The organism is Parabacteroides sp. PH5-46, from assembly GCF_029892785.1.
In the GTDB taxonomy this organism is placed as follows: domain Bacteria; phylum Bacteroidota; class Bacteroidia; order Bacteroidales; family Tannerellaceae; genus DFXE01.
Genome location: NZ_JARXXA010000006.1, coordinates 74,035 through 96,007, shown reverse-complemented (window position 1 = coordinate 96,007; position 21,973 = coordinate 74,035). Strand labels below are relative to the sequence as shown.

General features: G+C 43.9%; 16 protein-coding genes. 8 read left to right on the top strand and 8 right to left on the bottom strand.

The features are described 5' to 3' along the window. The first annotated feature begins 12 nt into the window (after window positions 1-12). Genes M2470_RS07995 through M2470_RS07980 form a run of 4 tightly spaced genes read left to right on the top strand, consistent with a single transcriptional unit; the run spans window position 13 to window position 7,251 of the window. Window positions 13-1,458 (top strand): ThuA domain-containing protein, encoded by a 1,446-nt coding sequence (locus M2470_RS07995; RefSeq protein ID WP_280744621.1) that lies wholly within the window; start codon window positions 13-15, stop codon window positions 1,456-1,458. Window positions 1,459-1,478: 20 nt separating this feature from the next. Then, entirely contained in the window at window positions 1,479-2,288 is an 810-nt protein-coding gene (locus M2470_RS07990; protein ID WP_280744622.1) for a ThuA domain-containing protein, read from the top strand. Between the two features lie 2 nt (window positions 2,289-2,290). Further along, the gene (locus tag M2470_RS07985; protein WP_280744623.1) at window positions 2,291-4,753 is read left to right on the top strand and encodes a glycoside hydrolase family 9 protein; all 2,463 of its coding nucleotides are present in this window, start codon (window positions 2,291-2,293) and stop codon (window positions 4,751-4,753) included. Between the two features lie 41 nt (window positions 4,754-4,794). Continuing rightward, window positions 4,795-7,251 (top strand): glycoside hydrolase family 95 protein, encoded by a 2,457-nt coding sequence (locus M2470_RS07980; protein WP_280744624.1) that lies wholly within the window; start codon window positions 4,795-4,797, stop codon window positions 7,249-7,251. A 5-nt stretch (window positions 7,252-7,256) separates the two neighbouring features. Here the strand turns inward: M2470_RS07980 and M2470_RS07975 are convergent, their stop codons facing one another. After that, window positions 7,257-8,366: an Mrp/NBP35 family ATP-binding protein gene (locus M2470_RS07975; RefSeq protein ID WP_280744625.1), complete on the bottom strand. Its 1,110-nt coding sequence runs from the start codon at window positions 8,364-8,366 to the stop codon at window positions 7,257-7,259. A gap of 22 nt (window positions 8,367-8,388) precedes the next feature. Next, window positions 8,389-9,147 carry a tRNA (guanosine(46)-N7)-methyltransferase TrmB gene (trmB, locus tag M2470_RS07970; protein ID WP_280744626.1) on the bottom strand — a complete coding sequence of 253 codons (759 nt, stop codon included), beginning with the start codon at window positions 9,145-9,147 and terminating at the stop codon, window positions 8,389-8,391. 956 nt (window positions 9,148-10,103) lie between these two features. Between trmB and M2470_RS07965 the strand changes: the two genes are divergently transcribed. From M2470_RS07965 to M2470_RS07955, 3 genes are all read left to right on the top strand, one after another. Further along, on the top strand, window positions 10,104-11,996 hold the full coding sequence (locus M2470_RS07965; protein ID WP_280744627.1) for a DUF349 domain-containing protein: 1,893 nt from the start codon (window positions 10,104-10,106) through the stop codon (window positions 11,994-11,996). A 138-nt stretch (window positions 11,997-12,134) separates the two neighbouring features. After that, on the top strand, window positions 12,135-13,250 hold the full coding sequence (locus tag M2470_RS07960; RefSeq protein WP_280744628.1) for a hypothetical protein: 1,116 nt from the start codon (window positions 12,135-12,137) through the stop codon (window positions 13,248-13,250). A gap of 76 nt (window positions 13,251-13,326) precedes the next feature. After that, on the top strand, window positions 13,327-14,124 hold the full coding sequence (locus tag M2470_RS07955; protein ID WP_280744629.1) for a head GIN domain-containing protein: 798 nt from the start codon (window positions 13,327-13,329) through the stop codon (window positions 14,122-14,124). On the opposite strand, the gene M2470_RS07950 is transcribed toward M2470_RS07955, so the two are convergent. From M2470_RS07950 to trxA, 4 genes are read right to left on the bottom strand one after another with little or no spacing between them, the layout of a single operon-like run. Then, window positions 14,125-15,132 (bottom strand): NAD(P)-dependent oxidoreductase, encoded by a 1,008-nt coding sequence (locus tag M2470_RS07950; protein WP_280744630.1) that lies wholly within the window; start codon window positions 15,130-15,132, stop codon window positions 14,125-14,127. An 8-nt stretch (window positions 15,133-15,140) separates the two neighbouring features. Then, window positions 15,141-15,824: a metal ABC transporter ATP-binding protein gene (locus tag M2470_RS07945; protein WP_280744631.1), complete on the bottom strand. Its 684-nt coding sequence runs from the start codon at window positions 15,822-15,824 to the stop codon at window positions 15,141-15,143. Then, window positions 15,817-16,686, bottom strand: a complete 870-nt coding sequence (locus M2470_RS07940; RefSeq protein WP_280744632.1) for a zinc ABC transporter substrate-binding protein — start codon at window positions 16,684-16,686, stop codon at window positions 15,817-15,819. The genes M2470_RS07945 and M2470_RS07940 overlap by 8 nt, the downstream gene beginning before the upstream one ends. A 32-nt stretch (window positions 16,687-16,718) precedes the next feature. Next, the gene (gene trxA, locus M2470_RS07935; RefSeq protein ID WP_280746496.1) at window positions 16,719-17,219 is read right to left on the bottom strand and encodes a thioredoxin; all 501 of its coding nucleotides are present in this window, start codon (window positions 17,217-17,219) and stop codon (window positions 16,719-16,721) included. A gap of 109 nt (window positions 17,220-17,328) precedes the next feature. Between trxA and M2470_RS07930 the strand changes: the two genes are divergently transcribed. Continuing rightward, window positions 17,329-18,075, top strand: coding sequence for a biotin--[acetyl-CoA-carboxylase] ligase (locus M2470_RS07930; protein ID WP_280744634.1), 747 nt, complete (start codon window positions 17,329-17,331; stop codon window positions 18,073-18,075). 2 nt (window positions 18,076-18,077) lie between these two features. On the opposite strand, the gene M2470_RS07925 is transcribed toward M2470_RS07930, so the two are convergent. Then, window positions 18,078-18,689 carry a polysaccharide deacetylase family protein gene (locus tag M2470_RS07925; RefSeq protein WP_280744635.1) on the bottom strand — a complete coding sequence of 204 codons (612 nt, stop codon included), beginning with the start codon at window positions 18,687-18,689 and terminating at the stop codon, window positions 18,078-18,080. Between the two features lies 1 nt (window position 18,690). Then, window positions 18,691-21,948 (bottom strand): DUF2723 domain-containing protein, encoded by a 3,258-nt coding sequence (locus M2470_RS07920; protein ID WP_280744636.1) that lies wholly within the window; start codon window positions 21,946-21,948, stop codon window positions 18,691-18,693. Between the last annotated feature and the right edge of the window lie 25 nt (window positions 21,949-21,973).

The window sequence follows — 21,973 nt, the reverse complement described above, 5'->3', positions numbered from 1 at the left end:
AAAAAACGTCTTATGAAACGATTCTATATACCATTCATGTTGATTACATATCTGCTGCTATCACTTGGATGTCAAGCAAAAGAACCTATAAAACTAGCTTTTATATCGGGGATGAACCCTGTATTTGATACAACTTTATATGCTCCCTTACTGGATGATTTTAAAGACGCGACCTGGAAGGCATATACAACAGAAGAATCCATCGAGTTATTCAAGCCGGAAAATAATGATCAGTATGACATGATCGTATTTTACGCGATATGCCTCGAAGAGATTCCGGAGTCTACCAAACAGCACATTGCCAAAGTGATTCGTGAGGGAAAACCGGCATTCATACTGCATGATGGCTTGCTTACATACAATACCTGGCCTGAGTTTGCCAAGATAGCCGGCATGAAGTATTTTATGAGTGAGCAAGATGTTGACGGGGTACCGTACAGGGTATCCAAGTATAAACATCAGCAGGATATCCCCATTACAGTAGTAGACAAGAATCATTTCATTACACAGGGGATGGACGAACATTTCGTATTGCATGATGAAATATACAATGAATTATGGCAATCACCCGATATCCACGTGTTATGGACTACCACTCATCCGGAAAGCACAAGGGATGTGATGTACACCCACTCGTATGGTAAAGGGAAGATAGCCGGAATCGTCATGGGACACGGGCCCGAGATGTTTCACGATAAAAACTTCAAACGGGCTTTCCAGCGGGGCGTGCTTTGGCTGGCTCAGAGCGAACCTGTCGAGAAGGCACCCTTCAACATATTGGTACTTACTGAAAGGGGCGGACAACACGGCGGATTTACCGATGCCGGATTGAAGTGGCTGGAAGAGCAAAAAAGTATCCTGAATTTTGAACTGACAGAGATAAACAATACCAAACTCATAAACGAAGAGTTTCTCTCAAAATACCAGGTAGTCATCCAATTAGACTATCCTCCTTATACCTGGACAGCAGAAGCCGAGAAAGCATTTATCAACTACATCGACAAAGGCCTGGGAGGCTGGGTAGGCTTCCATCATGCCACCTTGCTAGGTGAGTTCGACGGCTATCCGATGTGGCAATGGTTCGCTGATTTCATGGGTGGTATCCGCTTCCAGAATTACATTGCTCCACTGGCTGACGGGACTATGAATGTTGAAGATGCCAGCCATCCGGTCATGAAGGGTGTTAATAAATCGTTTGTCATACCGGATGACGAGTGGTACACCTTCGACAAGAATCCCCGTCCGAACGTACATGTACTGGCCACTGTGGATGAGTCTACATACCAACCGGCTTCCGACATCAAGATGGGCGACCATCCGGCGGTATGGGTGAATCCATCCAAGAAGGCGCGAAATGTGTATTTCCTTATCGGCCATAGCAGTAAGCTATTTGACAACAAGGACTTTACTACTATGTTCAGCAATTCCATTAGCTGGACGGCAAATAATAACGATTAACAACTAATTATTACATACTTATGAAACACATTCTATTCATCATAGCTTTATTTCTAGTGTCTCCATTTATCAATGCACAGGCTCCGAACGATTATCCGGCTAATTATGCCAGCGCTCCACGGTTTAAGGCATTGCTGTATTATACGCATCATGCCGAAGAAGCGCATGTAGACTTTGCTTTGCAGGGAGTCGAGTTCTTTAAAAGGCTCAATTACGGAGACGGTTTTATTTTAGACACTACGACTGATATGGCTGAGTATCCTTACGAGAAGCTGAAAGAATACGATATCGTTGTTATGTTCAATGGATATCCAAGCGCGAAAGCCGAACGGGATGTCTTCGAGAAATACATGGAAAACGGTGGAGGCTGGATGGGCTTCCATGTAGCCGCTTACAACGACAGAAATACCAACTGGCCCTGGCTTGTAGACTTCCTTGGCGGAGGCGTTTTCTATTGCAACAACTGGCCTCCTCAGCCTGTGAAATTAGTAGTAGACAACACCTATCACCCCATCACTAAAAACCTCCCGACTTCTTTTATTGCTCCGGAGAGTGAATGGTATCAATGGAACCCCAGTCCACGTAACAACAAGGATGTAGAAGTATTACTCTCTATCTCGCCGGACAACTATCCTTTGGGAATCAAAGACGTAGTAAACTTCGGAGATTGGCCTATCGTCTGGACCAATAAGAAGTACCGCATGATCTACCTGAATATGGGACATGGGGATGACGAATTTACCGATGCTACTCAAAAGCTATTATTTATCAACGCTTTCCGTTGGGTATTAAGTACAAACGCAAAGGGAGATCCTTTTAAAAATAAATGACTATGACCGGAAAAGTTTCTGTAGCCCTGCTTTTATCAATCATTTGCTCACTAGCAGTAGCACAAGTCAGCTTGACACAAGATAAAGAACTGGAAAAACATCTTATACAGACAGGGCTTATCCACAGCCCGCTTCCATTGGATGACAGCCGCTCTTATGAACAAAACGGCTGGCAGAAGAAAGTGCTCGATAGCAAGGTTATCTCGCTGAAAGACGAGTTTCCCAAGTGGAACCATCAAGGGCTGGGCTACATGGCTTTCTCGGCAGACTTTTCCGCATCCGGTTCAGGTAGTATAAAGTTAGCTTATCCTTCTTCTACCGGAAAGAGGGCGCAAGGTTCTCCTTCCGACCCGGACTATGCCACCTACGGACATGCGGCAGTCCATTATGATCTGGGAGGTGTAAACTGGGAGAAGTACAACCGCATCGTTTTCTACATTTACCCGGATTGCGACGGGAGCCGTGTCGTGAACATGGATCTGTCGATATTTAATAAATCTTCGATTGAGAAACCGGGCTATAACCGGCAGTCGGGAGGACATCTTATCAACCTAAAGAACAAAGAGTGGAACAAATGCTTCCTCGATATAGACGAGTACCAGCGGGATAATATCACGCAGATAGGCTTTAGCGTAAGCAACAAAGGGAAAGACCGGACTACCGGAGATTCGCTGATTTACTATATAGACAAGATAGAGCTTCAGCAAATAGAAAACCCGGAGATCGTGAGTGGCTGGTTACCCGGTAAAGACAAATTAGTCTATTCCACAAGCGGCTATATGCTGAACGACAAGAAAACAGCGATCCTCAACATGGCTCCGGAAATACATAAGAATCGCTTTGAATTAGTAGACGCAGCAGGAAAAGTAGCCTATCAGGGAGATATAAAGAACGAAAAAACATCTATCGGAAGCTTTGATATCCTGGACTTTTCTGAGTTTAATACCCCGGGGAGCTATCAGATAAAAGTTGGAAATATAGAAACTCCCTCCTTTCTGATCAGTGACAACCTGTGGGAGAACTCCTTGTGGCGGGTATTGAACTATATCTTCTGCCAGCGTTGCGGACACCCGGTATCGGGTATTCATGGTATCTGCCATACGGACTTATGTGCCGTTCATGACGGGAAGAAAATCTCCTACGGAGGAGGCTGGCACGATGCCGGAGACCTTTCTCAGCAAACCCTTCAGACAGGGGATATTACCTATACCCTATTGGAGGCTTACAGCAAACTGAAAGATAAGAACGGACTGCTTGCCGCCCGTTTATTGGAAGAAGCTGAATGGGGACTTGAATTTATGTTACGGACACGCTTCGGCGATGGCTACAGAGCCAGCAGTGTAGGCCTTTTGATTTGGCTGGACGGTGTTTTTAATTCTTTCGATGATATAAATTCAGTAAGGGTTCAGAACCTGTCGTTTGACAACTTCCTGTATGCCGGTTATGAGGCGTATGCCGCCATGATTCTGGATCGGGACCCTCGCCTGCAGGAGCACTTGTTGAAGATTGCAAAAGAGGATTTCAACTTCGCCATGCAGCGTCATAAGGAGATAGGATATGGGGAGTTCTACCACTTCTACGAACATAGCTATAATACCTCTGAAAGCCAGTATATGGCAACTGTTTCCTGGGCTGCCAGTATGTTGTACAAACTCACCAAAGAGCAGGGATATGCTGATATTGCAGCCGAATACATCCGCCTAACGCTTGATTGTCAACGAAAAGAACCTTTGAAAGACAAGGACAAAACAAAAGGATTCTTCTATCGCGACCTGTCTAGAAAATCCATCGTACACTATATCCATCAGTCTCGCGAACAGGTATATATGCAGGCTATGACGCTTTTATGCGAAACACAGCCAAAGCATCCGGACTATTCCAAATGGCAGGAGTCTATCCGCCTGTATGGCGACTACCTGAAAGGTTTGATGAAGTACACAGCCCCTTACGGTATGTTATCCAGCGGGGTATACCATGTGGACGAATATCGCGACTCTACCAGCTTTTATCGCTTACACCTCTTCCCTCCTGAAAATGCGAAAGAATTATATAGCCAGCAGGTGCAAAAGGGAGTAAAATTAGATAAAGAGCATTACATGAAACGCTTCCCCGTTTGGTTCAGCATTTTCAACGGAAATACAGCAATCCACCTGTCTACAGGGAAGTCGGCCGTTTTGTGCGGAAAATTCCTGAAAGACGAAGAACTCTTACAGATAGGCCGTGAGCAACTCTACTGGACAGTAGGCAAGAACCCTTTCGGACAATCTTTGATATATGGCGAAGGGCACAACTACCCCCAAATGGACAGCTTCTCCTCCGGCGAAATTGTCGGCGAAATGCCTGTAGGCATACGGAGTCTGGGCAACGAAGATATCCCCTACTGGCCCCAAACAAACACTGCTTGTTACAAAGAAGTTTGGGTAACATCCGCCGGAAAATGGATTTCCTTAGCTGTAGAATATTGAATTTAATTCATATCTTCACGTCATTTTAATAACAATGCTATATGAAAAGAAGTTATCTGTGTGTGTGTTTATCAATTCTCGTAGTCTTTGTTACTCGTGCTGAAGAGTTGAAATTATGGTATTCGCAGCCTGCTACTGAATGGGTAGAGGCTTTACCTTTAGGAAATTCCCGCTTGGGAGTTATGGTGTATGGCAATCCTGCTAATGAGGAATTGCAGTTGAATGAAGAAACGTTTTGGGCGGGAAGTCCCCACCAGAACGGAAGTAAGGATGCTTTGGCCGCTCTCCCGGAAGTGCGCGGTTTGATTTTTGAAGGAAAAAGTCTGGAGGCACAGGAGCTTATACAAAAGAATTTTAAAAAGCCCTCCGACGGGATGCCTTATCTTACCATTGGAAGCCTGCATTTGCATTTCCCCGGTCACGAACAGTTCACAAACTATTATCGCGACCTGAATATCAACAATGCGGTGGCTACTACCCGTTACCAGGCTAACGGAGTAACCTATACCCGAGAAGTATTTACCTCTTTTACCGACCATGTCATTATCATGCGGATAAGCGCAGACCAACCTAAGGCTCTGAACTTTACCGTAGACTACAGCTCTCCTTTGGAGCATACCGTAAAAGCGAAAAGCGGCAAGTTGGTACTCAATGGAAAAGGGACAGACCATGAAACAATCCCCGGCAAATTACGCATTGAAAACCAGGCGTATGTAAAAGCAGAAGGTGGGACGGTAAAGGTCACAAACCAGCAGATATCAGTAAAAGACGCTTCTTCCGCTATCCTGTATATCTCGGCGGCAACTAATTTTGTAAACTATAAGACTATCAATGCCAATGAGTCGCAGAAGGCTACAAACTTCTTGTCCGCAGCTTTAAAGAAGGAGTATAAACAAGCAAAACAAGAGCATATTACTTACTATCAGAACCAGTTCAAGCGGGTGAGCCTCGATTTGGGAACTTCCGAAAGTGCCAAACAGGAAACACACCTGAGGGTCAGGGATTTCAGCCAGGGGAAAGATGCTTCATTGGCGGCTTTGCTCTTCCAGTTTGGACGGTATCTATTGATTTCTTCTTCACAACCCGGAGGACAACCGGCTAATCTTCAAGGTATCTGGAACAACCAGTTACTTCCGCCCTGGGACTCTAAATATACCATCAACATTAATACGGAGATGAACTACTGGCCGGCAGAGGTTACAAACCTGAGCGAAACGCATCAGCCACTGATACAGATGGTAAAGGAACTGTCGGAAAATGCCCAAGAAACTGCTCGCATCATGTATGGTAGCAATGGCTGGGTAACGCATCATAACACCGACCTCTGGCGAATCAGCGGATTGGTGGATGGCGCCTTTCACGGCACCTGGCCGAATGGAGGCGCCTGGCTCTGCCAACATTTGTGGGAGCGCTACCTCTATAATGGCGACAAAGCCTATCTGCGGGATGTCTACCCTGCTCTGAAAGGGGCTTCCGACTTCTTCCTGGATTTCCTGACAGAGCATCCTACTTATAAATGGATGGTAACAACTCCTTCCACCTCTCCGGAGCATGGTCCCGAGGGTGAAAATGCCGATGGCTCTTCTGTAGCTGCCGGATGTACGATGGATAATCAAATCGCTTTTGAATTATTATCTAACACCTTGCAAGCCAATCGTATTTTGGGAGAAGACGCAGAGTATTCCAAACGTCTGCAAGCAATGATTAATCGCTTAGCTCCGATGCAAATCGGTAAATATAATCAGTTGCAAGAGTGGCTGGAAGATGTGGATAACCCTCTGAATCAGCATCGCCACGTATCTCATCTATATGGGCTGTATCCCGGCAATCAGATTTCACCTTATATGCATCCTACGCTATTCCAGGCAGCTAAGAAGTCGCTGATCTATCGTGGAGACCAGGCTACCGGCTGGTCTATCGGCTGGAAGGTAAACCTTTGGGCGCGTCTGCTGGACGGTAATCATGCCTACAAGATCATCCAGAATATGCTGGTACTCTTGGAGTCTGATACCAAGCCGGAAGGGCGTAACCCGGACGGACGCACCTACCCCAACCTGTTCGACGCGCATCCTCCTTTCCAGATTGACGGCAATTTTGGATATACTGCCGGTATAGCCGAAATGCTGATGCAGAGCCACGACGGAGCGGTTCATCTATTGCCTGCCCTGCCCGATGCTTGGGAAAAGGGAAGTGTAAAAGGCTTGGTGAGTCGCGGAGGATTTGTTGTAGATATAAACTGGGATGGTACGCAACTGGCTAAGGCTGATATCCATTCACGCTTGGGAGGTAATCTGAGGATTCGTTCGTATGTTCCGCTAAAAGGAAGCGGCTTGCAAAAAGCCAAAGGAGAGAACAAGAATCCGCTATTTGCAAAGCCACAAATAAAAGAGCCATTGGTTAGCAAGCTAATCACTCCCCAATGGCCTGTTTTATATACGATTTACGAATACGATATTCAGACTGAAGCAGGAAAAACCTATCAGCTGGAGCGGGAGTAAAATCCCTACTTTTTCGTGATCTCAACTCGTTGGGTAGGAGCCTGGTGGTCATTTCGATAGGCAACCTGGCTCACTACATTTTCTGCCAACGCATGGAAGGCTGCTCCGGTTATTGAATCGGTATGAAGGGCGACTGGTTCACCCTTGTCGCCTCCTTCTCGGATGCTTTGTACAATAGGGATCTGTCCCAATAAAGGCACTTGCAGTTCTTCCGCCAGGCGTTTTCCGCCGTCTTGTCCGAAGATATAGTATTTGTTTTCAGGAAGTTCGGCAGGTGTAAACCAGGCCATATTTTCTACCAATCCCAGCACCGGTACATTTACCTTGTCGCCCAAAAACATGCTGACTCCCTTGCGGGCATCAGCCAAGGCTACGTCCTGAGGGGTGGTTACTACGATCGCTCCGGTAATAGCCAATGTCTGCACCATCGTCAGGTGGATATCACTTGTTCCGGGAGGCAGGTCGATCAGGAAATAGTCCAGTTCGTCCCAGTTCGCGTCACCAATCAGTTGTTTCAAAGCATTGCTGGCCATGGCTCCACGCCAAAGTACGGCATCTTCTTTATTCACAAAAAAGCCGATGGAAAGGAGCTTCACACCATAATTCTCGGCCGGTTCGATCAATTCCCGCCCTTCGGCTTCAACCATAACAGGCCGGAAATCTTCTACCTGAAACATCTTGGGCTGGGAAGGACCGAAAATATCAGCATCCAGCAAGCCTACTTTATAGCCCTGTCCGGCTAAGGCAACTGCCAGATTAGCAGCCACTGTGCTCTTCCCTACTCCACCTTTGCCCGAAGAAACAGCAATGATATTCTTCACCTGAGGCAAGAGTTTATCCGGTTCGGGACGCGCCTGTTGCCTTGTTACAACCGAGATGTTTCCTTTTATATCCACATCCTTGTCTACATACGTAAGTATAGCTGTTTCAGCAGCTTTTACCACCGATTTAATAAAGGGATCGTTCGGTTTTTCAAACAAAAGGGAAAAACTTACTTTATTCCCGTCGATACGGATGTCATCATCCACCATTCCGGCAGAAACGAGGTCTTTCCCACTTCCCGGATAACGCACTTTAGTCAGTGCGTCTATGATTAGCTTGGGGTATATTGCCATTTTTTGTTTAACTTTATATTGTTTATTTCCCTGATGCTAAAGCGCTTCGCTTGCTTCTGTTGAAGCTGCGGTATGCATCATATTCTATTTCTATGTCCGGCTCGGCCAAGGTTTCCCTTTCTTCACAAACAAACTTGAGGTATTTGATGTTCAGCCCGCGCTCCAGCCATTGCTGTTCGTAATAGGTTTTTATAGAGAGGATTTCATCACTCAACCCACTGTTATACAGGTCGTCTGTACTAAACAATAAAGGGTATTGATTTATCTTCAACATTTCCATTGTATAGGTAAACATGAAAAGGCTGTCGGTCTTTAAATGAACAATCCCTTTGTCAGACAATATCTGTCTGTATAGTTTCATAAAGTGGGTAGAAGTGAGTCGTTTATTTATCTTTTTCATCTGTGGATCAGGGAAAGTAAGCCAGATTTCGTCCACCTCTCCCGCAGCAAAAAAGTGAGCAATCAGCTCAATATGCGTCCGCAAAAAGGCAACATTTTGCATTCCTGCTTCCAGCGACTCCTTTGCGCCACTCCACATCCGGGCGCCCTTTATATCTATCCCTATAAAATTCTTTTCAGGAAACAAACGGGCCAGACCTACGGTATATTCACCTTTTCCGCAGCCTAATTCCAAAACAATCGGATGATCGTTCTTAAAGAATCGCTCCTTCCAATGTCCTTTCAAATCGAAGCCCTCTTCCTGCAATTTCGCAAACGGATATTGAAACACATGCGGATATCCCGCCATATCGTCAAATTTCGCCAGTTTATTCTTTCCCATAGAGCAAAGATACTACAAATACTCCTTCACTCCTCCCCATCAGCCTATAATTTTTGATAGCATATTTGAGAATATTTAAAGCTAATATAATTATTTTATTGTTTCTATATATAATATTTAATTCATCGCCTATATAATATTATTAGATATTCATTAGATATCATTTGTTATTATTTTAATCAGTTAAAAAATATATTATTCTCAATTATTATATATTATTATTTATTGTTTAGAACATTTACGACTAAGTCCGTCAGGACTTATATTTGGATAACCCCTTGCAAGCGCAGCGCAGCTCGGGGCAAGTGATAGTATAGCCTGCGCGGCAGTACAAAACAGGGATCTCCCATCTTCTGAACTGCGTAGTAGTCCAACTCCTTTCGGAGTTGAGAGGTGATGGAGAGTGTTTAGCTTTCCCGAGCTGAGCTACGCTTGCAAGGGGGGGGTGTCCATCTGTAAGTCCTTTCGGACTTGTTTAATCGCATTTTAATTTTATAAGATGATATTTTATATCACATTCAATTAAATATACATATAATCTATTTTATATACTCAATAAATTATATTTTATTAATTATATAATCTATAATAATAAAATATAATGCTGAAATGGACGAATGGATACGTATACTCTTTTGCATGCTTACTATCATCTTTCCCTTTATACATGAGAAAGTTGCTGGATCACAACTGTGACCCACGTGGTTCACAGCCGTCGACCACCTGGGTCACAACTGTCGACCAGCTGAGTCACAGCTGTCGACCAGGTAGCTTATAGATGTGACCTAGTAACTTTTTGCAGAATAAAACAACAGATAGCCCTGTCTGATAAAGTAAATGTCCGTTTTCATTAAGCAATGCAAAAAAAACGCGTCTAGATGCTGAAATCCAAAAATATTTAGCTTAATTTGTGACTTTATCGAGGATTTATACCCTCTCTTAAATGCAATTGAAATATGAAGGACACTCATGAAACTAATTTGCCAATCGAAGAAAATGACAAATTAGAAGAAACTACGACACCGGAAGTAACACCGGAGGAGATCGCGGAAGTAACTGCAACAGTAGAAGAACCTGTAGCAGAAGAGGATAACACTGTAGCATCCGCAGAGCCTTCCGGGGAGGTTAGTTCTATGAATACCGGCAAGTTGACTAAAGAAGAAATTCTGGACAAACTGGCTGAATTAATCAACGCGCCTATTGGGAATATCCGCAATGAAGTAGAAGTTCTCAAGCAATCGTTCTATAAAATTCATAGAGCAGAAGTAGAAGAACTTAAGAAAGTGTTCCTAGAAGGCGGGGGCGAAGAAAAAGATTTTCAAGCTCCGGAAGACGAAACAGAAGCAAGAATAAAAGAACTACTCGCTTCATTCAGAGAAAAGAGAGCAGCTCTGCATGCAGAAGAAGAACAACTAAAAGCGGCTAATTACGCGCTGAAGCTACAGCTGATCAACCGTATGAAAGAGTTGACAGAAAGCCAGGAAGACTTCAACAAGCTCTACAATGAGTTTAAAGACATCCAACAGCGCTGGAAAGAAACCAAGCTTGTTCCTCAGGAGCATGCCAATGAGTTGTGGAAAAACTATCAGATATACAGCGAACGTTTTTATGATATCATAAAGATAAACAACCAGTTCCGGGATTATGACTTTAAAAAGAATCTGGAATTAAAGACTGCTCTGTGTGAAACGGTAGAAAAACTGGAACAGGAACCCGACGTGATCTCCGCTTTCCATCAACTACAAAAACTTCATCAGCAATGGCGCGAGATTGGCCCTGTAGCCAAGGAATTACGCGAAGAGTTGTGGGCACGTTTTAAAGCAGCATCTACTGTTATCAACAAACGCCATCAGCTGCACTTTGAATCGCTGAAAGAAAAAGAACAGGAAAATCTGGATGCAAAAATAGCTATTTGCGAACAGATTGAAAACCTGGACTTCTCCGAGTTGAAAACCTTCAGGGATTGGGAAGAAAAGAACAAGGAAGTGATTGGTTTACAGGAAAAATGGAAAACCATCGGTTTTGCTCCCAAGAAACATAACGTGAAAATCTTTGAACGCTTCCGGGCTGCCTGTGATGTTTACTTTAACAAAAAGAGCGATTTCTATAAGGGCATCAAAGAAGATATGGAAAAGAATTTCCAACTGAAAACAGCCCTGTGTGAAAAAGCTGAATCGCTGAAAGATAGCGAAGAATGGAAGGAAACGACCGAAAAAATGATCGCCCTGCAAAAAGAGTGGAAAACGATAGGCCCTGTAGCCCGTAAACATTCCGATCAGATCTGGAAACGTTTTATTTCGGCCTGTGACTACTTCTTTGATCAAAAGAATAAGAATTTCTCCTCTCAGAAAGGAAGCGAGCAAAACAATCTGGCAGCTAAACGGGAGTTGATTGAAAAGGTCAACAACTTTGACGAAAGTCTTGAACATGAAGCAGCTCTGGCCTTGTTGAAAGAATACATGGCCGAGTGGAATAGCATCGGATTTGTACCTTTCAAAGAGAAAGACAAAGTATACAAAGAGTATCACGAAGCAATCGACAAGCAATTCGATCGCTTGAAAGTAGACCAGAACGACAGGAAAATGCAGACTTTCCGCAACAACCTGACTGATATGGTAGGCGATGAAAGAGGAAAGGGTAAGCTTTACGGAGAACGGGATAAGTTGATGCGTACCTATGAGCGGATGAAAAGTGAGTTGCAAACGTACGAGAACAACATTGGCTTCCTCAACATCTCTTCAAAAGGCGGAGGCGGACTTGTAAAAGAAATGGAACGCAAGATCGAAAAGCTAAAAGAAGACATGGAGCTTATTGTTAAGAAAATCGATGCGATAGACGAAAACTTATAATAATCAGAATAAAGCTGCCTCCGGGTGGCTTTATTTCTTTTAGTTATGTTACCCAAACTTCACTACTACAACCCGGGGCACGAAACGGATATACTTCAAGGATCTGCGCATTACACTCCTTCTGGAAACGTACAAAAAATGAGGCAGGAGTTAGCACTTCTTCCGGCCTGGTATGCAGACGAAGGCGACTATATCTTTGTAGAAGAGAATACTTCGCCCCGCTTTTTTTCACAGTATCCCGAAGAAGTTCGTCCCAAAGTAACTATCCTCTCCAGAGAAGACATAAAAAAGAAGGCTGCCTCTCTGCCTCGTATGGAAGCCGCTCCTTGGGGAATTACCCCTCAAAGCATCCCCTTATTTGAAGATTTAAGGGATACCTATGGTTTGAACATCGAGGTTCCGGCATGGAAAGAGGAATTTACCCGTCTGACGAGCCGGCAGACAGCCGCCCTTTGTTTCCAGCAGATAAAAGAGCGATTGCCCAACATTTCTTTCCCTCCTCCCCCCTTGTTTTTTAAGGAGCTGGAAGAAATAGAAGCCTGGCTGAATACACACGAGGGAGCTTTTGTGATTAAAACCCCTTTTTCTTCTTCCGGAAGAGGCCTGCTCTGGTTGGATAACAACTGTTTAAAGGAAAAAGACAAGAAGTGGATAAGTGGAGCCTTGAAGAAACAAGGAAGCGTAGGAATTGAATACGCCCTCCCAAAAGATCAGGACATGGCGCTGGAGTATTATTCGGATGGTGAAGGAAACCTCCGTTATGAAGGTATATCTGTCTTCGGAACCTCGAAAGTAGGCGCCTATAAGGGTAATAACATAAATGAGCAAGCGGAATATGAAGAGATAAACCACCGAGAGATCGGAACTGAAACATACCGGCAGATACAAGAAGCTGTAACCCACGTTATACAAGAGAATTATGCCCGGCATTACAAAGGCTATCTGGGTGTAGATATGCTCATGTACAGAACGGGAAAGGACTCGCATGCACTGCATCCCTGCCTAGAAATCAACATGCGCTACACCATGGGGTTAGCAGCTATCCGACTGGTTGAGAAGTATATCCATCCCGACGCAAGCGGCACATTCAATATACATTATGAAGTTACTCCATATCGCATGAACGAATGGCATAAACTGATGAAACAGGCTTACCCATGCAAACTGAAAGAGGGGAAGCTACGATCAGGCTATTATTCGCTTACTCCTGTTACCGGTAAGACACATTACACAGCTTATCTGGTTATCATGTAAAAAAACATCGTATTTTGTAACCTTTCAAGCAAACTACACGTCTTATCTATAAAGTGCTTATTAAAAAAATGATGATATGAATACAAAATTCTTTATTACCCTTGCTTGCTCTCTGGTACTGTTTATGAACAGCTGCAACCCGTTCCAGATGATAATAGGAGACGGAAATCTAACCACTCAGGAGATCAACATTGAAGATTACAACGTTATAGAGGCGGCTCAGACTATGACAATCAATTACACCCAGTCGGAAGATGCTCCTATGTTTACGGTTACTACCGACCAGAATATCCTTGAAATGTACGACATCAGGACAAGCGGTAACAAGTTATTTATCAAACCGAAAGACGAATTCAGACGGGCCAATTTCCGCCCCACGGAATTTACTGTAACTACCCGCTCCAAAGGCTTGAAAAAAGCAGAAGTTGCCGGAAGTGTACACTTCAATGTAGATAACACTTTTACCGGAGACAATCTGGAATTAGACCTGGCTGGAAGCGGGACTATCAACCTGAGAGATAGCGTGTTTGTTGACATTCTGGATGTTGATCTGGCAGGAAGTGCCACCTTAAATGCCACTTACATGAATGGCCGGAAGTTTGATGGTGACATCGCCGGGTCCGGAAAATTAAACATGGGAGGTATCATGACAGAAGCGTCTCTTGATATTGCTGGTAGCGGAACAGTCAGAGCTTTTGATCTTCAGGTAGAAGACCTAAAATGTGATATAGCAGGAAGTGGCGATATAGAGATCAGCGTAAGCAACAGTATCTCAGCCGATATTGCAGGAAGCGGACGAATCAAGTATAAAGGAAACCCTCAGACAGTTCGGAAAAGTGTAGCCGGCTCCGGTTCTATCAAGCAAGTAGACTAATTACAGCCAACCCTCTTTACGATACCATTCAATACTCTCTTCCAATCCCTTACGAAGAGTGTACATAGGAATAAATTCCAAATCATCCTGAAGCGGCTTAACATCACAGATCCAGTTACGCTGCTTCAGGATGATGTATTTATCGCTATTTAGCGTCATACTCTTCTTTAATAGCTTCCCGATCCATTCCGAGCAAATACAGGCTATATACACCAATCCGGTAGGAATACGTGCATGTAATACATGTTTTTTAGGCAAGATGTCCTGTATCAGGCGGGCAAACGTTGAGTCGGTATACACATCTCCGTCTGCCACAAAATATTGCTTGTTCAGTATTTCTTCTTTTTCCAAAGCCTGAAAAGCTACTCTAGCCAGATCCTTCACATAAATAAAGGTGATACGTTGAGGTGTCAGGCCAACCGCAAAATCAAAGCCGCTTTTTATACTTTGAATTTCCATAAAATAATCCTTTTCGCCTGGCCCGTAAACACCTGTAGGACGTAGTATTATATAGGGAAAATGGGATTGGTGACGCAAATGACACTCAGCTTCCAGCTTACTCTTGCCGTAAGCTGTATCAGGTAGTTGCGGATCATCCAGCCGTATAGGGGCAAATGTCTTTTCATCACCCTTGCCATAGGTGCTCAGGCTACTCATCAACAGGAACTTTTTCGGTTTACAGTCGGCAGCCGCCAGCGCTTCGATCAAATGGACGGTATACTCTGCGTTTACACGCGAAAAATCACTTTTCTGCAAAGCTTTTGTTACTCCCGCATTATGAATCACATAGTCCCAGGAGCCGTTATCTGCAGCATGAAGGCATAACTGCTCTTCCAGAGCTTTCTTATCATTATATTTCAGATCGATAAAACGGATCCTTTCATCCTGCAAGCGGGAACGATCACTTCCCTGGCGGACTCCCGCCCAGGTTTCATACCCTCTATTAAGCGCCTCCTGTACAAGATAAGCGCCAATAAAACCGCTGGCTCCTGTAATCAAAACTTTCATCCTCAGACTTACGACATTAATGGCTGCAACATATCCATTGCCGGATTATACTGCAACGTACCGTTAATATAAGCAATATTCTTCACCATAGACCGCACGGTAGCCATGTCATGGGAAACCAGTATAATTGCACTTTCCTTATTTATCTCGTGTAACAGCTGATTGAACTGAGTCTCGAAATGCTTATCCACGTATGAAGCCGGCTCATCCAGGATCAACACCTGCGGACGGGATACAATCGAGCGCCCCAACAACACCCGCTGAAACTGCCCTCCTGAAAGGGATCCTATCGGACGGGAAGCAAGTTCCGCTAAGCCCATGCGGGCTACTACCTCATCAATCTGCCGGTTTTGTTCTTTTGTAAAGGAGCGGAAACGCGGCTTTTCAGACGACAAGCCGGAAGAAACCACCTCTCGTACAGATATAGGGAACTTCTTGTCTATCATGTTCATTTGGGGCAGATAACCTATTCTCAGCGAGGGGACGGATTGTCCATCCGCATAAAAGCGCACAGCTCCCGAAAGAGGTGACAACAAACCCAATATCACTTTCAGCAAGGTAGTTTTCCCTCCCCCATTAGGCCCTATGATTCCAAGGAAATCCTGCTCGTAAATATCGACAGAGATATCCTGCAAAACAACCTTATTCTCATAAGCTGCCGTTATATGATCTACTTCTACAAGTTTATTCACCTGCCAATGCTTTTGCAATATGTATCATTTCTTTATTCCACTCATATGATAAGGGGTTGATCACGACCAGGCGACAATCGGTCTCCTTGGCGATCAGTTCGGCATTTTTACTGTCAAATTCCTGCTGAATAAATACTACTTTTGCATGATGTTCCCGAGCTGTTGAGATCAGCTCTTTCAAGCGGGCGGGAGACGGTTCTTTTCCGTCCATTTCAATACAAAACTGCAACAAACCAAATTCTTCGGCAAAATAGGTCAGCGCCGGATGGTAGATGATAAATGCATCCCCTGCCAAAGGCGATAGCCGCTCTTTTATAATAGCTTCCGTTTCATCTATTTCAGACAGCAATTGGTTGTAATTCTGCCAGTAATATGCCGTATATTCCTTATCCAATGCCAGAAAGGCATTCAGCGTATTCCAAGCGATTGTACGCATCCCGCCTACAGAACTCCAGATATGCGGATCTGAACCACCATGATGATGGTGTCCCTGATGATCGTGATGTTCCTCTGTCTCATGGATTAATTCAAAGCCTTCGGATAAATCAAAGACTTTCATCTCAGGGTTATTTGCCACTATACCGGGCATCCAGGCTTGTTCAAAACCAATAGCACCTATCCGGAAATAGGCTACACTTTTACCCAGTCGAAGCATTTGCTGCGGTGTAGGATCGTAGGTTTCCGGGCTTTGTCCTATGGGAACAGCCGTATGGATTACAAAGCGGTCACCCGCTATCTTTTCTGCCACATAACGCTGAGGTTCTATTGTGACGGAAACAATCTGGTCTTCAGATTGCTTCCCCCCACAAGCAAACAGAATCAACAATAAAACGACTGCAAGTGCAGAATTTATTTTTCTCATTGATAATTTATTTCCGCAAAAAGACGCTGTTTTTACTTTTTCAATAGTACTTTATCAATCGCTTCTTTTAGTTGCGGCTTAGGAAGAGCCCCTTGCGCCATCTGCGGATCTTCACCCATTGGGACAAACAACAGAGAAGGAATACTACGGATACCAAATACAGCAGCCAGTTCCTGTTCGGCTTCCGTATCTATCTTATAAATATAGATCTCGCCAGCATATTCTGCAGCCAATTCTTCCAATACCGGGGCAATAGCCTTGCAAGGGCCGCACCAGTCGGCATAAAAGTCTATCAGCGCCGGTTTATCTCCTAGATATTTCCATTCATTGGGAGTTGTTTCATAGTTGGCTACTTTCGAAAGAAAATCAGCCTTAGTCAAATGTATTGTTTTCATTTTTGTCTCCTTTTTTTCTGTTTCCGCTATCTTTTTACTTTGCTTGTCTGTATTAGACTGCCCACTGCAGGATATAGCGGATACTCCTACCAGTAGCGTCAAGATAAATACCATTTTCTTCATGGATTTCATTTTCATTGTTTTATATGTAGAACAAATGTAGTGGCTTGTTTGTTGGAAAACAAATTTCCATAAAAAATAATTATCAGCTCATAAACAAAAATAAAGAATGTATTTTTGCATCATCATGAATAGTGCACAGGAACAACCACAGATTATCCGTCTCGACGAAACTGTCTCAACCAACAAATACCTACGGGAATGCCTGCGAGAAGAACGTTTGCCAGAGGGTAGTGTTGTGCTGAGCGAATTCCAGAGCGGCGGACGCGGACAAGCCGGAAACCACTGGGAATCATCACCCGGTAAAAACCTGCTGTTCAGTGTTGTTTTATACCCCGACTGCATCCCCGCCAACCGGCAATTCCTGATCTCACAAATAGCCTCTTTAGCCGTAAAAGAAACGCTGGATACCTATACCGATTCTATCACGATTAAATGGCCGAATGATATCTATTGGAAAGACCGGAAAATTTGTGGCATGCTGATAGAAAACGACCTGACCGGCCGACATATTTATTGCTCCATCATCGGTATCGGCATCAACCTCAACCAAGAATCTTTCGAGAGTAATGCCCCGAATCCGATTTCACTTTTTCAGATCACAGGAGAAACGTACGACAAAGAGAAGATGTTAAAGAAGTTTCTTCAATCCTTTTATAACTATTACCTGCTACTGCTCCAAGAGAAAGAAGAGAGCACCAGAGAGGCCTACCGAAAAGCATTATACCGGGGCAATGGTTATCACTCCTTTTCCGACGACAATGGCTCTTTCGAAGCCTGTATAGACGATATAGCTCTCACCGGACATTTACATCTCCGCTTAAAAGACGGCAAAATCCGTACCTACGCCTTTAAAGAAGTAAGTTATAAATAAGTCTATTCAAATAATTTAAATTGATATCCTTGCTGTTGCAACCATTCAATAGAACGTGGGAGAGAGTTCATCATGTTTGTTTCGGCTTTCAGGGAGTCGTGGAAAACGATTACTGAGCCGTTGCGTGTGTATTTCTTCACAATCTCAAAAACGCCATCCGGCGTTTTATGCGGACTATAATCACGGGTTACCACATCCCACATGATAATCTTATACAGTTTACGAAGGAGTAGTAACTGAGGGAAGCGCATATGTCCATGAGGCGGACGATACAGATTGCTTTGAATATATTCTCCGGCTTTTTTGATATTCGCCAGATAATTTGTTGTCCAGAAACGGAGTCCTTGTATATGGTTGAAGGTATGATTGCCCGTTTGGTGCCCTCTGTCCAGTATCATCCGGTATATCTCCGGATGCTTCCGTACATTATCCCCAACACAAAAAAAAGTAGCCTTAATCTGGTATTTGTCCAGTAGATCCAATACCCAGGGAGTAATCCGGGGAATAGGCCCGTCATCGAATGTGAGATATACACATTTTTCTTTTGACGGGATTCGCCAGATTGCTCCCGGGAATAATACCCTGTATATCCAGGGAGGTTGCTCTATAAACATATTATTCTCTGTGAGCTGCCGAATAAGCCATTCGGAATGAGTCAAACTCTTCCTGATATGGCTTGAAGAATTCCGGATTATATTTTTCAGAGGTTCGCATTACCTCCTGTATGATGTACAGGTTTGTTTCCAAATAATTGACAACAGATGCCAACTGTGAGGGTTTCAATCTGAAGAACCAGCGTACATTCCGCATAGCTACATCTACAATGCCGCTATAAAGTTCTTCGGCTTTCGCATTTTCACCCAGCATATAATATCCTTCGGCTAATGGCAATGCGCTGTAATCCAAAGGCACATTTTCGGCAGGTAATACCTCCATCGACTTATCGAGAATATTCAAGGCTTTCTCATTTTCTCCATCTTGAATAAGCGTAGAAGCCAGTCTGGCAAATATATACGCACGATATGTTTTTGCCTGACGCATGATTGTTTCGTCAAGATAAATGCCGGGCTTGTTGATGTTGCCCCATTTGAATTTATTCATGACGTTATCATACATCTTCTCCGTATTAATTGCCAGGTTCGTATTCTTAGTATCCAACGGCACGAGCTGATAGGCCATACCTGTCTGCTGGAAGAAGCCGTCGAGGTTGACAAACTGATCCGGAGATACCGTAATAGCATAATACATCGGACGTTCCCAGTTGTTTGTCTGCAACATATCCAGAATAATCAGTTCTTGTTTGCCCAGCATTTGCTTATTGCTCAGGTCGATCTCCATCTGTTTCAATGTATAAGGAAGATATTTATTGCTTAATACATTGTTCTTCAGAATGGCAGCAGAATCAACCTGGAACGTTAGCTTTTTGGACGGGATATAATCCATTTCCTGAGAATATTCCGGTAGCTTTTTATAGCGCGGATCGTTTGAACGGACAAAGTTAAGTGCCGTTCTCAAATCAATAGCTTGTTCCATCATCGGGAACAGACGGGCTGCATCCCGGGTTCCTTGTATATAATCTTCCCGGTTCCAGGAGATAGGCAGCGGAGCCGACTCGTAGGCTTCACGTTTCATCTGGTCTATATACCAGTCGGTTTGCAGATAACTGGTATTACATACACGCACATCTGTGCGGATGCCTTCTACTTCCTGAGCATACCACAAGGGGAATGTATCATTATCTCCATTGGTGAAGATAATAGCATTCGGTTCGCAAGATTCCAGATAGTTAGCACCAAAGTCACGGGCTATATAACGATCCGAACGATCATGATCGTCCCAGGTTTGCCCTGCCATTTGAATAGGAACAAACAGCCCGAAAATGGAAGCCGCACCGGCAGAGATAATGGCTGGCGCTTTTGCATATTTTTCCAATAATTTAGCCAAGCCCGCAACCCCAAAACCAATCCAGATACAGAAGGCATAGAACGAGCCAGCGTATGCATAATCCCGTTCACGTGGCTGATAAGGCGTCTGGTTGAGGTAGAGCACAATGGCTATCCCTGTCATAAAAAACAGGAAGAATGTAATCCAGAAGGTCTGAATCCCTTTCTGTCCCGAATATGCCTGATAGAACAATCCAATAAGTCCTAGCAGCAAAGGCAACATATAATATACGTTGTGTCCTTTATTTTTAGCAATATCGTCAGGCATATCATCTTGTGGGCCTACGAGTGCTTCATCAATAAACTTAATACCGGTTATCCAGTTTCCGTACAGAATCTCACCATTTCCTTGTATATCATTCTGGCGTCCGGAGAAGTTCCACATAAAGTAGCGCCAGTACATAAAGTTCAACTGGTAGGAAAAGAAAAAGCGGATATTCTCGGCGAAAGTAGGCTTCATAACCGTTATATTCTCGCCAAAACGATTGAATTTCACAGGTGTTCCCCTTACCTGCCCCCACTCTTTATAGGCTTCTATGTGCGTAGGTTGCTCGCTATGCATACGCGGGAAAAGCATATTCAGCTCATCCACATATTGATATTCCTTGTTTTCTCTTGAAACATAGTATCTGTCTTTCTCGTCCGCACTTTTCTTAATAATACGGCTCCAAGTAGGAGGCGCTTCTTTTTCGGCAACGGCATAGGAATTTCCCTGACGTTCATATTTTACTTCAGATACATACGTACGTCCATAGAATAAAGGAGTTTGTCCGTATTGTTCACGTGCCAGATAAGTACGTAAGGTGAAAATATCTTCCGGAGCATTCTGGTCCATCGGAGTTCCTGCCGTAGAACGGATCATAATCAGCGCATATGAAGAATAGCCGACAACGATCACCATCAGCGAAACCAATATTGTATTCATCAGTTTGATATTCAGCTTTTTTACCCAGAACAAAAAAGCAGTCAGAGCAGCAATCAGGACAATACCCAGTATATATCCGCTACCTATAAATGGAATACCTAATAATATAATGGAAAGGATAAAGGAAATCTTCATGCGTATGTCGTTCGGCTTTTCCCGCATTGTTTCGTAAGTAGCCCAGAACAGAACAGCTACCAACACGATTATATAGGCAAATACACCCGAATTATACGGCATACCCAGTCTGTTTACAAACAAAAGTTCAAACCATCCGCATACTTCAACCAAGCCTTGTACTACTCCGTACATCATCAAACCTACAATAGCAAAGGAAACTAATAACGCTACAAGCGTACCCTTCATTGTTGGGTTCGGGAATTTCTTATAATAATATACCAACACGATAGCAGGAATACAAAGTAAGTTCAGCAAGTGGACTCCGATACTTAGACCCATCAGGTAAGCGATCAGAACGATCCAGCGGTCGGCATGCGGCCGGTCGGCAGCACTTTCCCATTTCAGGATCAGCCAGAACACAACAGCTGTAAACAAAGATGAGTAAGCATATACCTCACCCTCTACGGCACTAAACCAAAACGTATCACTAAACGTATACGCCAATGCTCCTACCAAACCACTAGCTAAAATGGTAATCATCTGAGCAGTTGTCATTTCTTTGCCTTCCGTTACAATGATCTTCCGTGCCAGATGCGTCACACTCCAGAACAGGAACAGAATCGTCAATCCGCTGAAAAGAGCGGACATCGCATTCACCATCATGGCTACCTTGTCGGGGCTGGATGCAAACTGGGTAAATAAATTGGCTGTCAGCATGAAAAAAGGAGCTCCGGGCGGATGTCCTACTTCCAGTTTATAAGCCGAAGAAATGAACTCCCCGCAGTCCCAAAAACTGGCGGTAGGTTCCATTGTCATTAAATATACGGTAGAGGCGATCAAAAAGACGATCCACCCTAATGCGTTGTTGATAAGTTTATACTTTCCCATGTGTTTGTATATATTTGGCTGCAAA

What these genes read in the sequence shown, in the direction of transcription:
- M2470_RS07975 (WP_280744625.1), bottom strand. Translation starts at nt 8,366, where the DNA reads ATGGCAATATACCCCAAGCTAATCATAGACGCACTGACTAAAGTGCGT.
- trmB (WP_280744626.1), bottom strand. Translation starts at nt 9,147, where the DNA reads ATGGGAAAGAATAAACTGGCGAAATTTGACGATATGGCGGGATATCCG.
- M2470_RS07955 (WP_280744629.1), top strand. Translation starts at nt 13,327, where the DNA reads ATGAATACAAAATTCTTTATTACCCTTGCTTGCTCTCTGGTACTGTTT.
- M2470_RS07980 (WP_280744624.1), top strand. Translation starts at nt 4,795, where the DNA reads ATGAAAAGAAGTTATCTGTGTGTGTGTTTATCAATTCTCGTAGTCTTT.
- trxA (WP_280746496.1), bottom strand. Translation starts at nt 17,219, where the DNA reads ATGAAAATGAAATCCATGAAGAAAATGGTATTTATCTTGACGCTACTG.
- M2470_RS07990 (WP_280744622.1), top strand. Translation starts at nt 1,479, where the DNA reads ATGAAACACATTCTATTCATCATAGCTTTATTTCTAGTGTCTCCATTT.
- M2470_RS07995 (WP_280744621.1), top strand. Translation starts at nt 13, where the DNA reads ATGAAACGATTCTATATACCATTCATGTTGATTACATATCTGCTGCTA.
- M2470_RS07950 (WP_280744630.1), bottom strand. Translation starts at nt 15,132, where the DNA reads ATGAAAGTTTTGATTACAGGAGCCAGCGGTTTTATTGGCGCTTATCTT.
- M2470_RS07925 (WP_280744635.1), bottom strand. Translation starts at nt 18,689, where the DNA reads ATGTTTATAGAGCAACCTCCCTGGATATACAGGGTATTATTCCCGGGA.
- M2470_RS07940 (WP_280744632.1), bottom strand. Translation starts at nt 16,686, where the DNA reads ATGAGAAAAATAAATTCTGCACTTGCAGTCGTTTTATTGTTGATTCTG.
- M2470_RS07920 (WP_280744636.1), bottom strand. Translation starts at nt 21,948, where the DNA reads ATGGGAAAGTATAAACTTATCAACAACGCATTAGGGTGGATCGTCTTT.
- M2470_RS07985 (WP_280744623.1), top strand. Translation starts at nt 2,291, where the DNA reads ATGACCGGAAAAGTTTCTGTAGCCCTGCTTTTATCAATCATTTGCTCA.
- M2470_RS07965 (WP_280744627.1), top strand. Translation starts at nt 10,104, where the DNA reads ATGAAGGACACTCATGAAACTAATTTGCCAATCGAAGAAAATGACAAA.
- M2470_RS07930 (WP_280744634.1), top strand. Translation starts at nt 17,329, where the DNA reads ATGAATAGTGCACAGGAACAACCACAGATTATCCGTCTCGACGAAACT.
- M2470_RS07960 (WP_280744628.1), top strand. Translation starts at nt 12,135, where the DNA reads ATGAGGCAGGAGTTAGCACTTCTTCCGGCCTGGTATGCAGACGAAGGC.